Raw genomic sequence first — 12,858 nt, forward strand, 5'->3', positions numbered from 1 at the left:
GGTGAAGAAATGGGCTTAAATCCTTGTCTGGTAAGGTTTCTGCTATTCGCAATCACGCCTTTTGTGAGAAATGCGGGAAATGCGTGTTCCATTTGGACTTGTTGAACTTGTCAGCCGACAGGAGATGATTGGCTGTCTCACATACTGCCTGATGGAAAATGAATGAATATTCGGACAGGAACATTTCCAGTTGAGTCTTTCCCAACGGGTTTAACTCGTTGGCTGGAGTGGGGAGTCCTTTGCAGTATGTGAGCGTACTCATTGATTCGAGAAGGTAGATGTTTCTTTTACTATTGTATGCACTTTGGGCAAAAAGGTTCCCGACAAAAATATCTGCTCATTTTGAAGAGATATGAGTAGGTATGATAATAGATTAGGTTACAGCAACAAACCCTGACATTGTTCGACTGGTAGGGAATCACCGTCCTTGTCGGGCGGTGAGAATGTCAATTTCCATGTTTAACCTCCTGAACCAATGCGTCGGAAAATCGTTAGCATCACTGGTCCTAAAAGAAAATGATGCCCCAAGCATTCCATACCTGCTACCGTACCAAATTGTTCGCGCTGCTCTCGACTATAAAAGCGAAGGTTATTGGTAAATAAGGGGATAGAAAAGGTCACTGTTTTTTTTCGACCGATATAGTCAACCAAGTAAAAACGTCCCCCCTCTCCCAGGACTCGATTCACCTCAAAGAGCACCTGTTGAGGTTGAGGGTAATGCAGAAAGCTAATTGTATTAAAAACCGCATCAAATTGACCCTCAGTAAAGGGTAAAGACTCAGCATTGCCCTGCTTGAAAATGAGTCGCGGTCGATGCTGGTTGCGCTGTCGGGCTTGACGCAGCATCTGGGAGGATAAATCAAGTCCTGTACCCTGGAGAGTGGGAAACTGGGTGGCAAGGCGATGCAGTAAACGACCGGTACCGCAACCGAGGTCAAGCACATTCGGATTTTCCGGTAGTTCTACATACTCCAATAACCGTTTGTGAACCGCTTGGTAGAAGACAGTAGTAAACAGCAGGTCGTAGTTTGGTGCCCACAGATCGAAAATCTTTTGTTTATTGCGATAAATTTCGCTTGTCACTTGAGTTCAGATAGATTACTCACACTATTAATTAGATCTTAATCGAAATACAATTTTCCTTTACAAAAAATTCATTGAATAGGGAGAGTGAAATTGTGAAAACGCCCAAGCAACCGTTATCGTGGCAGGTGGGACTGGTTTTAGTCGCTGGCGTCTTAGCAGTTTCGAGTGCCGCCATTTTTATTCGCTTAGCCAATACGGCGGCTGGGTTGAGTGGTGTTGGATTTAGTCTTTTTCTATCTGCTTCTCGCCTGAGTTTGGCATCTTTATTAATATTACCCGCTTGGGGAAACCTCCGATCCAATCAACTGAGTCCTGGTGCATTCCCTCACGCTGTGGGGGCTGGGATTTGTCTTGCCCTACATTTTGCCACCTGGATTACTTCCCTATCCTTCACGTCAATTGCTGCTTCTACGACTTTAGTCACCACCAACCCCATCTGGGTGGCTTTGCTATCTTGGCTGTGGTTTAAGGAAAAACCCTCTCGGCTAACCCTACTGGGAATTGGTATTGCTTTTATGGGAGGTGTGTTGATTGCCTTAGGGGATCAAGAAACTGTGGGCGTTAGTCATAATCCCGCTTTGGGGAATAGTCTGGCTTTGGTTGGCGCCTTGATGGCAAGTTTATATTTATTGTTGGGTCGAGAAGCACAGCGGCGTGGTTTGGGAATTGGCAGCTATATTACCATTGCCTATAGCACTGGCGCACTGGTTTTGTTGCCCTTGCCGTTAGTCTTTGGTGTTGGCTACCTGGGTTATCCCAGTGCAGTTTACCTTTATAGTTTGCTCATGGCGGTTTTGCCTCAATTAATTGGGCATACTAGCTTTAACTGGGCAGTGCGCTGGATTTCTCCAATCCTGGTTACCCTAGCGATTTTATGGGAACCTGTTGTCTCTAGTTTTTTGGGGTATCTCGTTTTTCAGGAACTCCCAGGACGCTTTGTGCTAATAGGTGCAGCCGTTCTATTGGCAGGAGTTGCGATCGCGGTTTTTGGCGCTAGGAAAACCTCTGTTGAAGATGTGGGAACTTGAGGACTACAAAAACAGTACGTTACTTAAATGATCTGTGCCTTAATTCTTGTGCTGGGCTTTTTGGTGCTTTCTTGAATACTTTGTTTTAAACAAGGCGCCAAATCCTAAGGCTAAACCTGAACCCAGAATAGTCAGCGGTTCGGGGACGGGAGCGACAGTAGTGACAAGAGAATCTGCTGCAAAATCAACCTCTTGTGGTCCTCCAACCGTCAAGGATATTGATTCTACATCACTGAAATCTGTATCCATCGCATTGTTAAATGTATTGAAATTGAACACAGCACTGCCTTCACTTAGTGCCGCCTTACTCAGGCTTGCTGTATCACCACCGCTGTCTGTCACGGCTAGTGTTACCAGTGCCTGCAAATCGACACTGACAATATCCAAACTGAAGACCCCATTCATACCTCCCCCAGTCAGATCAGCATTCAGACCACTTTTGCCCGGTCCATCCCAGGTAATAACTGTCTCACTTTCGATTCCAGCATCGTTGCTCACAGTTAGCAGACTATTTTGCACATCGACACTCGCACCCCGATTAGGCCCAAATTCACTCTCCTCTACGGTCAATTTTATTTCGCGCTCTCCACCAATTATTTGGTTAAGCCCATTCATCGTTGAGCTAGAGGTCATACCTTTACCCCCAAGTTGGACTGTTTGAAAACCCGTTTCAAAATCGTCAATCGCCACTTGGGCGGCTTGAGCTTGACCCGCACTAAACACTAATGTCCCAATTGCCAGACTCGGAATAAGATATCTGTTCATTTTTTTATCCTTCATCAGATTTAGAAAAAATTATCAACTTGTACCGCTGCGCGGAATTTAAAACTCAAAATGCTTACATTGCCCATTGCCGCCAGCGTTTCAGGAATTTTGAGTAGTTCCCTTGCGTTGTACTATTTTTATTTAATCTTAATCTTTGGCAGAAATAATCTAACTTGAGTTGTGGATAAATAGAAAATATGCAATAACTTACAAGGTGATTAGCTTAATAATAAATATTTTTTTACGACTTTAGGAGGATAAAAGACTTTATGTCCAGGTACTTATTTTTCTCTTCATTGCCCCATTTCCCGCATCTGTTCATCACCTCATTTGTGGCACGATTAAATAAAAATGGGATTATCTCTCTCTTGAGTTGGACAAAAGTAAAGGGCAGGCTTATTAAGTTTTGTAAAAGTCTGCGATCGCACTCCAGCCCACGGGAGCATGTCAGGGACAGCACAAAACATTCTTGTAGGTTGGGTAGAGTGTAAGCGTTACCCAACAGGCTAACCTGCTGGCGTTGGCTTACTCAAAAAGAAGGTGGGAGCCTACGTTGCAAAGATTCAACCGACAAAGGTGACATGCTCCCAAGCGCACCGATGGGAGATTTTCAGGAAACCTAACACAGTTAAGGTTATTTATGTCCGACTACTTATCTATGAAGTAGGCGTCGATGCAGTAGTCGATTCCGTTTTAGAACCCGCAGAGAATTTCTGGGTAATCCCAGCCGTCAAAATGTGAGACAGCAATCCAATTGGTCCGGCAAATAAACAAAGAACCAGGGAATGAATTGTCCACACCCCAGTCTGCTGCCCTTGCCAATAAATCCACCGCCCCACAAACAAATCCAATACCAAAAAGTGAGTCCATCCCGCTGCGGCGATGATTTCGTCCCCAAAGAAGCGGGCAATATCAGCAAGTTGGGGATTGGATAAGGCTTGGGCAGATTCGGCTGTAATACTGTTGGCGAAGAAGTAGATGTACAACCCCGCTAATGCGACAAACGGGAGATAGGATTCCATCACTTTCCGGGTAATCCCCCAGTTGGGAAGCAGAATCATCAGTAGCCAGAAGGGTAAAACAAATAGATTCGCGATGGTAAAGAGTAGACTCGGTGTCATGGTGTTCAAGAGAGAAAAATAGTGGTCAAGTTAAAAGCCAGCCATTGTCGCATTTAGCTAGGCGGCACAATCTCAACCCGATACCATTATCTTCCCATGCCCCCCGCACCCATGCACCCCGTCCCCTCGTACTCCCCATAAAATGGCACAAATTTTGCTCGATTATGTGCGGTTTATTTTTTTGTCTAGACTTGTGCTATCCACACAAAAGTGCTTATAATGAAACTATGGCAAAAGTTACAGTCACTCTCTACATAGAAGAAGAAGATAAGGCAGCGCTACAAAAACTGGCTAACGCCGAAGAGCGCTCCCTATCTCAGATGGCAGTGTTAATCCTCAAGCGAGCCATTAAAGCTGCTCAAGAGCAAGGCAAGTTACCTGAAAATCCCAGAGCCAAATAGGGGGTAGGAGCAATTTTTATAAAAATCGCAGAGAAAACCCCGTCGCCTTGTGCGCTCTGATGAGAGGCGAGGCAGGCTAAGGGGTTCAATACCCCTTAGCCTGCCAATAATCTGTCGGGACAACGATTAACCCCTCTGCTTCTGAGTTTCAATGTATTTCCTAACGGCTTCTTCAGAGACATGACCAACGCTACCGTAGTAGGTTCTGCACACTTCCCCAATGATTCGTTTCAATTCAATTTCGATTGCACCCTCAAGCACCTGATGGCGGTATTTGGGGCAGAAAACGATGTGGTATCCAAGGCAATGTTTAGCATGAGTTGATGACAGAAGTTTCATAGAATCATGAATATTGTGTATATCAACAAAACATATAAGGTTTTGTGCTATTCTAAGTATATCAACGGTTAAGAGGTTGAAACATGAGTGTTAAACAAGCTTTTGAGTATTAATGAAGCGAACCGTTTCCATTCCCGTTAACTTACCCCATCAGAGGTTTCTACCCCTCATGGGGTTTTGTGCTGACATTTTTAATCAGCACATTGATTGGGCATTGAAGGAGCGGACGTGGAATAAAAACAAGGCTCACAAAGCTCTGTATGCTGACCTCAGATTGCAATATCCAGATGTACCATCAGCACTGTTGCAAACAGTTCGGGATAACGCCATGGAGGCAGTTAAAGCAACCAAATTCAAACGACATCCCAAGCAGAAATCAACATCAGGGCTGAGGTATGACAAGCGCACCATGACACTGAGAGGGTATCAATTAACCCTTTCGTGTATTGGTAAGCGTGAAAAGCTCATCCTAAGTGTACCGGAACACTTTAAGGAGATATTTAAAACTTGGGAGTTTTGCGGCGGAACTCTAACCTACTCAAAGCACAGCAAACAGTTTTGGGTAAGGTTGGTATTTGAAACTGTTGACCCTCCACAAGTTACAGGAGAAATCCAAGGAATTGACCGAGGTTTGTACCATCAAGCCGTTACCTCTGATGGTCAATTTTTCAGCTCATCAAAAATAAGAGGTGTGCAAAGACGTTACTTATTCAATCGTCGTAAGCTCCAACAAAAAGGCACTCGTAGCGCCAAGGGTCGTTTAAAAGCGATGTCGGGACGCGAGAAGCGGTTCATGAAGGATACGAATCATTGTGTAAGTAAGAAGCTTGTCTTACAGCCAGGTGTAGCGGTCTTTGTAATCGAGGACTTGTCCAGCATTAGTACTCAACGACGGGGCAAGAAAATGAATAAGTGGCTGGGAAGTTGGGCATTCTATCAGCAAGAGCAGTTTCTAGCCTATAAAGCAGAAGCATTAGGTAAGCGAGTAGTACATCAAGACCCTCGCTATACCTCTCAAAAATGCAATGTTTGCAAGCATATCTTACGGACAAATCGCAACAAGTCTCGCTTCTGCTGTAAGAACTGCGGTCATCAGACTCATGCAGATCTCAATGCTGCCAGGAATGTCCGTGACGATTACATTCTCTCTTGTACCCTTGAGAGGACGCAAGAGCAGGCGTCAGTCAATGCGCCGTATGTTTCGGGCGAGAGTAATCTCGTCTAGTTACAAGCCCCATCCCAAAAGTGGGTGGGGTTGTTGACTTGTCCCAAACTTACTTATCGATTATTCACCTTCATTCATGGGATTAGCGCAGTTTCTTAAGTTGAAGCTGGGCTTCATTATATTGATCAATTCTGCCGTTGTCGAGATGCAGCTTGGAGGCTTGTTCTAAGTCGTTAATCGCTTCCATGGTATTCCCTAGTGCAGCATGGGTGAATCCTCGACCGGAATAAGCAAAGGCATTATTAGGATTAAGTCGAATGGCTTCGGTATAATCGTCTAGAGCGCCCGGATTATCGTCAAACTCCCGGCGGACAAGGGCGCGATTGGTATAGGCGACGCTGTTGTTGGGATTGAGTCGAATGGCTTGGATGTAATCTTCGAGCGCTCCTTGGTTATCTCCTAATTTGCGGCGAATTTCTCCACGATTAATGTAGGCATTTTCATAACTGGGTTCAATGCGAATCGATTGGCTGCAATCTTTGAGCGCTTTTTGATAGTCTTGAAGATTTAAGTGGGCAATACAGCGATTGTTGTAAGCGATGTGATTGTTCGGATTCAGATTAATCGCCTCCGTACAATCCGCGATCGCGTCTCGATAGTTTCCTAGGTTAAACTGTGCTGGACAGCGATTTGTGTAAGCCATACTATCTGTGGGGTCAATCGCGATCGCTTGGGTATAATCGTCTACAGCCCCGGTATAATCTGCCAAATGAAATCGAGTTCTGCCTCGATTGTAATAAGCTTTGGCGTTATTGGGATTTAACTCAATAGCTTGAGTATAGTCTGCCATGGCTTCTTGCTTATTTCCCATCGCATCCCGCACTAATCCTCGCGCCGCATAAGCTTGGGCATTTTTGGGATTGAGCTGAATTGCCTGATCAAGATCTTCAATCGCCGCTTTATACTGGTTCAGTTGGTAGTTGGTAATTCCTCGATGGTAGTACACTTGAGCCTCATTGGACTTTCGCTGAATTAATTCGGTAAAATCTGCTAAAGCTCCTTGCCAATCTTCCAAATCGTAACGCGCTAGCCCTCGCTGATAGTAAGCGTCTACATTACTCGGATCAAGCTCAATCAATTTACTGTAATCTTGAATAGCAGCTTGATACGCTCCCAACTCATCGTAAGCCATTCCCCGATTTCCGTAAGCTAAGGGGTTGTTAGGATTGAGCCGAATCGACTCATCAAACGCCTCAATCGCGCCCTGCACATTACCACTTTTTAGTTGGTCAACCCCTTGATTCAAAAAATCTTGCGCTTTTGTCCCGTTGGGATCTTCTCTTAGCAGCCAAATTAATCCAACCCCAATTATCAGACTTATTCCTCCCACCCAAACGAGCCAACGCCATTGCTTAAATCTAGATTTATTAAGAGATTTCGGTAATTGCCTTCCAGTAAATATTTCCAAATTATCAGAATCAGCAATGGACGTTTGGGCAGAGGTAGAAACTAGAGGGGGTTCTACCTCGGGTTCAGGGGGCTTAACCGCCAAAGTTAGCATTTCTTGAAACCGAATTAATCCCTGATCTTCTTTGGGCTGTTGATCGGATTTTTTAAAGGTAGTTAAGGGATGATCAGGAATAAATTCTTCGACCAGATAAAATTTTCGGTTTTCGACAAAATAGTTTAAAATTTCTGGATTTTGGTTGGTTTGTGCCAGCCGTTCCAGGGTTTCTGATTTATGAGTTAAGAGAAATTGCAGGCGTTCAAGTGCCTGAGGATTTTTCGTGGGTAACTTGAGTTGTCGAATTACGCAAACCGGGCAATCGGGATGGCGAGTATCGGCGGCTAGGTAAATTAATCCTGAGACACCTGAGCCTAAAATCCTGACAACGCGATAACGATTATTGAAAACCTGATCGATCATGGTAGCCTAGCACCTGGTTTATCGCCCTAAAGCATCCGTCCGGGGTCACTTTTAGTGTAATCTGCTCGTTAGGGGTAAAGAACTATAACCATTGTTCAATACGGATACCGCAGATTTGATTGTTCAGGATTCGATTAAATCTAGGATTAATTCAGCTAACTCAGGAGTGGCGCACAGAGGTTCACCGAACTCTAGTTGGAGTTGAGGGTATTGCTGTTGTAACTCAACGACGGATTGCGCGATCGCGTCGGTAATTGAGCCAGCAAACAGAAAATAAGGCACAATGGCGATATGCTGATACCCAGCCGACCCTAAGGTAGCAACTCGTTGACTGAGGGTTGGTTCGATTGACCAATAAGCGTCGATCGCGCCTAATTGCTCGGCTAAGGCGGCGACGGGCTGGTTACCACCCGGACGACGTGTGCCATGAGAGACTAGAATTTTAATCGGGGCATTTAGGGCTGGCTGTTGATTCACAAGTAGCTGTCCTAAACGGGGATGCACACCGATATGAGGTTGCTGATTGATGATGATTTTTTCCCCTAACCGTTGTTGTGCGATCGCGACTTCTTGGGGGATATCCTCCATCACATGTACCCCCGGTAGGAGAAACAAGGGTAAAGCTTGGATTTGCTGGCAGTCAGTTCCTATAGCTTGGGTGGCAAATTGACAAATTTGTTCATGTAAGGGTAGAGGTGCTAGTTCTAATGTGGCAGTTCCGACGCGAATCATTAAGGCTCCCCTTGCCTCACCTTGACTCACTAACTGTTTGTGTAATAACTGTGCCAACTCCTCTAGTCCTCGCTGAGGACGTGGATCTCGACTTCCATGAGCAATGAGTAGATAAGCAGAGGGACGTAGCAAGGGTATCAATCTTTGAATGGTGATTATTTAGTAAATAATTGTATCCTAAATCAAGAAAAGGAGAATAATCCCCAGATGGGATTCTATCGACAGGAAGGAATTGTTCTGAATGTGGAAACACAGTCTAAAGGATTCCAATCGAAATTTAAACCCCCCTCTATGGCAGAATATCATCGGTTATCGAGAGTTAATATTTGTCCAATCACTATATTTCATTCTATTTGAAAAATGGTCGATCATGGAGAGGACATATCACTGGCAGCCCTGCAAGAAAATATGGCAAAAGAATATGGAAAATACACTGTATTTAAGGCGAGCAAGTAACCCTGATTGAGCATCACTACGGGTTGTGGTTTTCTAAATATTTCGATCAGATCGTTACCAACGTTGATGTTCAATCTTAAAATTAAGCGGTTAGCATTTAATCGTTTCTTTTTCTTTTTTTAGGAAGGGTAATGAAGTGGGAGATGAATGAGTGGAAACATAATTCCAATGTCGCTCTTGACGATTACCTGCTTTACTCCGCAAGAAACCGACTAAGTTGTGCAGGAGTGAAGGCGTAATCCCGTGTTTCTCTGAGGCTTCAGGTAACTGAGCGGGTAAAGGCTCAATTTCTTGAGTGGGCAAAATACCCGCCAACAGAGGAACTTCCTCAACTAAACCCACCGTCATCAGGGTAAATGCGACATGCTGCACTTGTTCAACGGGGACATTCAGTTCTTTGGCTATCGCAGACAACGAAACTGTTCCTTGCGCCCGTTCCCATACTTGCTCCTCTAAAGGATATAGGCGATAAGGAGGGCTACCCGCCAGGATACTGGCTAACCCTGAATTTGGATCGGGTAGTCTATCGCTGAGATTATCCCAATTTTTTAGCAATCGCAACCCTCTTAAGGTTGCTTCCGTCGCTGATATGCTCAATCCCGTCATTTCTTTGGTGGGTATGGGAGCGTTTGGGATGAATTTAAACTGACCTTCCTTGAGTTCAAATAAAGCACACACTCGCTGCAATACCTGACTCTGGAAGAGTTGCTTTAAATGTTCGATGGACAAGATTCCATGATGTTTGAGGCTCAACCCCAAGGGTTTATCAGTCGGACATAGCTGTACAAGTTTAGTCACCACACGCTGGCTCACTCCCATCTGTTCAGCAATCAGTTTCACTAAACCTTGATGATCTAATTGGTGTGCCGCCGCCACAATACGTCCTTTGTAAACCCAAATGTAATGAATTTCATTGAGTGGTGTTGGATCTTCTGGCAATGCTCCTAGCGTCAACACTCCAGTTTTCTGCCCTTTCTCTAGAAACTGGAAAATTTCTGGTATCGAAAAGTCTGATAAGGAACTGGTAATCGACATAGTTATTGAATTGAACGCTACGCAGGATAATTCGCTCTATTACTAAGGCATACTACGCTTTATTTGCTTACTTCGTAAGTCTTCAGCCGCCTTAGTTTTCAATTCTTTACTAGCCGTGAGCAAATTGTCGGCTTTTTGTTATCTGCTATACGAAAATCCAGTGATGAGACCGCCAGTAACCTGGTCTTTAGGGCTAAAGGTTTGAAGGGAAATATTAAACTTTGTTAAGCAATCGTTTCTGTCTTTTTGCCTAAGTATCTATACCTGTTTCCTGAATGATAAAGAGGAGCAATGGCGCTATTCGTCTATATCAGTCTCAATTGGCGATGTTATCCTTTACCTGGATTGGCTTAGTCAAATAGCTGGGAAATCATTATGAATTAGTGATTGCTCACAATCTTAGATTTGAACAAAACTTACAAAGTATAATATTGTAAAAATTGATACAGTTAAATCATTGAACTTGATCAGCACTACAGCCAGAGGAAATCATCAACTCTTACCATAGAGCATGAACCTGCCGGCGATCGCGCAGAATGGGAGTGCCGATGCTGTGGATGGGTGAAGAGTTTGGTGAATACACAAGTCAGACTCCTAATCAACCGAACAAGCTGAACTGGATTTTATTAAGTTATGAACTAAATTGCAATCTTTTTGATTATTACAAAAATCTAATTAGTCGGCGAAAATGTCATCCAGCACTTCATACAGAAAACATTGACTTTTTTCATGAAGATCCAGAGGCAAAAATCATCGCTTACCTGCGTTGGCATGATCCAGGTTCTCAGATCGTTGTCGTTGCTAATTTCTCCGGTAAACTTCTGAGAGATTACTCGGTTCTGAACTTCCCTAAGTCTGGGATATGGCAGGATAGAACTGGCGACACTGATAAGGATGCTTCGCTTTTTTTTGCACGGAAGGGGGAGAATTCAAAGCCTTCTCTCTCTAACCCCCCTTTCTACCCCCCTTTCAAAGGGGGGCTAGGGGGGATGGGGGCAAGGGGGGATGGGGGCAAGGGGGGATGGGGGCAAGGGGGGATGGAGAGAGGTTTTCCAGATCCCGACCAAAAGTAAGTTAAACCAATAGGCAGTGATACTCTGCATTGACATCCTCCCCCGGCTAAAGAGCGCGGGGTATTCCTCACCACGCCACCTTTTTAGGGGTGGTCGCTGATTGGGGTTGACGCTTCGCTGAAGGTTGCCTCCAAATGAGGTCTTACACCCTCTCCACGTCCGTTTATAGTCTCGGAATGCCCTCCCGCGACTTGTATTTACATTACCACAATAGTAGAACGTTATCCGAATTATTTGACTGGCGAATTTATTCGCTACCTAGACGGTTCGCTCGGTTTCATCTCCCAGCTAAAGAGCGTGGGAGCCTTCACCCATCGCTTGAACGGTAAGTTGTTTGCCATAGGGCCATACAGGCCTGGAAAATGGCTCTGTCTGTCCTTGGAGCGATCGCAACCCAAAATCTTCGCTGTACTGAGTGTACCTTACCGCCAGCCTAGCAGAGGGTAGCTTATCATAAGTATAGAGGGATTAGGAATAAAGGAACGCCTGCTAACCATAACGGCAGAACTATTCCCGCCAGTTAGCCGCCAACGATGTAGCTGGCTTGGCGTCTCGCCAGAACATGAGAAATCAACGCTTAAGCCAGTTTAGCCTTATAATTTTGACACCAGTCCCCACCTGAGCTATGTTTAACCGTTTCCAAGATCTATTTTCTAAGGGCAAGAAAGGTATCGGGATAGAATTAGCACCAGAACGTATTAGTATCGCCCAACTGCGTAAGCAAGGGCAGGGCTACAAGTTGGTGACTCTTCACACCCACGAAGTCCCCGAAGGATTATTTGACGGGGGGAAAATTATCGATGCCGCCAGTTTAGCTGAACTGGTGACTGAAATTCTCGCCGAGCATAAACTCAAAGTTGAGCAAGTCGCCACGGCTGTCCCCATGCGGGAAGCGGTGATCCGGATTATTCCCATTCCCGCCGAACTTGATGACACTGAACTGCGAGATATGGTGCTTAACCATGAAGCGGGTCTATACTTACCCTATCCTCGCGAAGAAGTAGACCTAGATTACCAAAAACTGGGCTTCTTCATGGACGAAGATGGGATTGAAAAAGTACAAGTCTTGCTAGTGGCAACGCGCCGGGAGGTGACTGACACCTATCTGGATACCTTCCAACTGGTGGGGTTAAAAGTTGATGTGCTAGAAATCAATAGTTTTGCCCTGATTCGCACCATTCGCGAGCAACTACGACAATTTGCTCCCCAAGAAGCGGCGGTATTAGTGGATATAGAATTTGATAGTACTGAAATTGCCATTATTGTCGATGGTGTACCCCAGTTTTCCCGCACCGTTCCCATTGGCACCTTCCAACTCCAGAGTGCCTTGTCGCGAGCGATGAATTTACCGACATCTAGAAACACAGAACTCTTGCAAGGAATGACTATACCCAACACCCCCGTGGATGGCATTCGCACAGGCGCCACGGGAATTAATCCGGGAATGGCAGCCCTGCTGAGAGTTTTAGGCGAACTCGCCGATGAATTGCGTCGTTCCATCGACTTTTATTTAAATCAGAGTGAAAATCTAGAAGTGGCTCAACTCCTCTTAGCAGGACCCGGCGGCGGAATTGGGCAACTGGATGAATTTTTCACCCAACGATTAAGCTTGCCCACTACTCAGGTTGATCCGATTGCGGCACTATCCTTAGAGATGGAGCAAGATGTTCCCCCAGTACAACGACCCGGATTGGGAACGGTACTAGGATTAGGATTGCGGGAGGTTTAAC

The 12,858-nt window shown here is 45.1% G+C and carries 12 protein-coding genes; 5 read left to right on the forward strand and 7 right to left on the reverse strand.

Features of this window, described 5'->3' with window-relative positions; translation table 11 throughout:
- Positions 1–459: 459 nt before the first annotated feature.
- The gene (locus ACLGGO_RS26365; protein ID WP_446421501.1) at positions 460–1,083 is read right to left on the reverse strand and encodes a class I SAM-dependent methyltransferase; all 624 of its coding nucleotides are present in this window, start codon (positions 1,081–1,083) and stop codon (positions 460–462) included.
- A 95-nt stretch (positions 1,084–1,178) separates the two neighbouring features.
- Here ACLGGO_RS26365 and ACLGGO_RS26370 point away from each other — a divergent pair, with 95 nt between their 5' ends.
- On the forward strand, positions 1,179–2,114 hold the full coding sequence (locus ACLGGO_RS26370; protein WP_446421502.1) for a DMT family transporter: 936 nt from the start codon (positions 1,179–1,181) through the stop codon (positions 2,112–2,114).
- A 39-nt stretch (positions 2,115–2,153) separates the two neighbouring features.
- Here ACLGGO_RS26370 and ACLGGO_RS26375 read toward each other — a convergent pair whose 3' ends face one another.
- Entirely contained in the window at positions 2,154–2,879 is a 726-nt protein-coding gene (locus tag ACLGGO_RS26375; RefSeq protein WP_446421503.1) for a PEP-CTERM sorting domain-containing protein, read from the reverse strand.
- A 656-nt stretch (positions 2,880–3,535) separates the two neighbouring features.
- Positions 3,536–4,000: an ABA4-like family protein gene (locus ACLGGO_RS26380; RefSeq protein ID WP_446339040.1), complete on the reverse strand. Its 465-nt coding sequence runs from the start codon at positions 3,998–4,000 to the stop codon at positions 3,536–3,538.
- Positions 4,001–4,227: 227 nt separating this feature from the next.
- Here ACLGGO_RS26380 and ACLGGO_RS26385 point away from each other — a divergent pair, with 227 nt between their 5' ends.
- A complete protein-coding gene (locus tag ACLGGO_RS26385; RefSeq protein ID WP_446339041.1) occupies positions 4,228–4,401 on the forward strand; it encodes a ribbon-helix-helix protein, CopG family in 174 nt (57 codons plus the stop codon).
- A 126-nt stretch (positions 4,402–4,527) separates the two neighbouring features.
- Here the strand turns inward: ACLGGO_RS26385 and ACLGGO_RS26390 are convergent, their stop codons facing one another.
- Entirely contained in the window at positions 4,528–4,740 is a 213-nt protein-coding gene (locus ACLGGO_RS26390) for a transposase (RefSeq protein ID WP_446339042.1), read from the reverse strand.
- A 112-nt stretch (positions 4,741–4,852) separates the two neighbouring features.
- On the opposite strand from ACLGGO_RS26390, the gene ACLGGO_RS26395 reads away from it, so the two are divergent.
- Positions 4,853–5,965, forward strand: a complete 1,113-nt coding sequence (locus tag ACLGGO_RS26395; protein ID WP_446421504.1) for an RNA-guided endonuclease InsQ/TnpB family protein — start codon at positions 4,853–4,855, stop codon at positions 5,963–5,965.
- A gap of 82 nt (positions 5,966–6,047) precedes the next feature.
- On the opposite strand, the gene ACLGGO_RS26400 is transcribed toward ACLGGO_RS26395, so the two are convergent.
- The 3 genes from ACLGGO_RS26400 to ACLGGO_RS26410 all read right to left on the reverse strand — a co-directional run bounded on the left by ACLGGO_RS26400 (position 6,048) and on the right by ACLGGO_RS26410 (position 10,055).
- Positions 6,048–7,832, reverse strand: a complete 1,785-nt coding sequence (locus ACLGGO_RS26400) for a tetratricopeptide repeat protein (RefSeq protein WP_446421505.1) — start codon at positions 7,830–7,832, stop codon at positions 6,048–6,050.
- A 123-nt stretch (positions 7,833–7,955) separates the two neighbouring features.
- Positions 7,956–8,696: a sirohydrochlorin chelatase gene (locus tag ACLGGO_RS26405; RefSeq protein ID WP_446335220.1), complete on the reverse strand. Its 741-nt coding sequence runs from the start codon at positions 8,694–8,696 to the stop codon at positions 7,956–7,958.
- 414 nt (positions 8,697–9,110) lie between these two features.
- The gene (locus tag ACLGGO_RS26410; RefSeq protein WP_446421506.1) at positions 9,111–10,055 is read right to left on the reverse strand and encodes a DUF4388 domain-containing protein; all 945 of its coding nucleotides are present in this window, start codon (positions 10,053–10,055) and stop codon (positions 9,111–9,113) included.
- 557 nt (positions 10,056–10,612) lie between these two features.
- Between ACLGGO_RS26410 and ACLGGO_RS26415 the strand changes: the two genes are divergently transcribed.
- Together ACLGGO_RS26415 and pilM are read left to right on the forward strand one after the other, a co-directional pair.
- Positions 10,613–11,128: an alpha amylase C-terminal domain-containing protein gene (locus ACLGGO_RS26415; protein WP_446421507.1), complete on the forward strand. Its 516-nt coding sequence runs from the start codon at positions 10,613–10,615 to the stop codon at positions 11,126–11,128.
- Positions 11,129–11,753: 625 nt separating this feature from the next.
- The gene (pilM, locus tag ACLGGO_RS26420; protein ID WP_446335217.1) at positions 11,754–12,857 is read left to right on the forward strand and encodes a type IV pilus assembly protein PilM; all 1,104 of its coding nucleotides are present in this window, start codon (positions 11,754–11,756) and stop codon (positions 12,855–12,857) included.
- The last annotated feature ends 1 nt before the right edge of the window (position 12,858 follow it).

This window comes from Coleofasciculus sp. (assembly GCF_046565525.1).
In the GTDB taxonomy this organism is placed as follows: Bacteria; Cyanobacteriota; Cyanobacteriia; order Cyanobacteriales; family Coleofasciculaceae; genus Coleofasciculus.

What these genes read in the sequence shown, in the direction of transcription:
- ACLGGO_RS26375 (WP_446421503.1), bottom strand. Translation starts at nt 2,879, where the DNA reads ATGAACAGATATCTTATTCCGAGTCTGGCAATTGGGACATTAGTGTTT.
- ACLGGO_RS26380 (WP_446339040.1), bottom strand. Translation starts at nt 4,000, where the DNA reads ATGACACCGAGTCTACTCTTTACCATCGCGAATCTATTTGTTTTACCC.
- ACLGGO_RS26385 (WP_446339041.1), top strand. Translation starts at nt 4,228, where the DNA reads ATGGCAAAAGTTACAGTCACTCTCTACATAGAAGAAGAAGATAAGGCA.
- ACLGGO_RS26390 (WP_446339042.1), bottom strand. Translation starts at nt 4,740, where the DNA reads ATGAAACTTCTGTCATCAACTCATGCTAAACATTGCCTTGGATACCAC.
- ACLGGO_RS26395 (WP_446421504.1), top strand. Translation starts at nt 4,853, where the DNA reads ATGAAGCGAACCGTTTCCATTCCCGTTAACTTACCCCATCAGAGGTTT.
- ACLGGO_RS26400 (WP_446421505.1), bottom strand. Translation starts at nt 7,832, where the DNA reads ATGATCGATCAGGTTTTCAATAATCGTTATCGCGTTGTCAGGATTTTA.
- ACLGGO_RS26410 (WP_446421506.1), bottom strand. Translation starts at nt 10,055, where the DNA reads ATGTCGATTACCAGTTCCTTATCAGACTTTTCGATACCAGAAATTTTC.
- ACLGGO_RS26415 (WP_446421507.1), top strand. Translation starts at nt 10,613, where the DNA reads ATGGGTGAAGAGTTTGGTGAATACACAAGTCAGACTCCTAATCAACCG.
- pilM (WP_446335217.1), top strand. Translation starts at nt 11,754, where the DNA reads ATGTTTAACCGTTTCCAAGATCTATTTTCTAAGGGCAAGAAAGGTATC.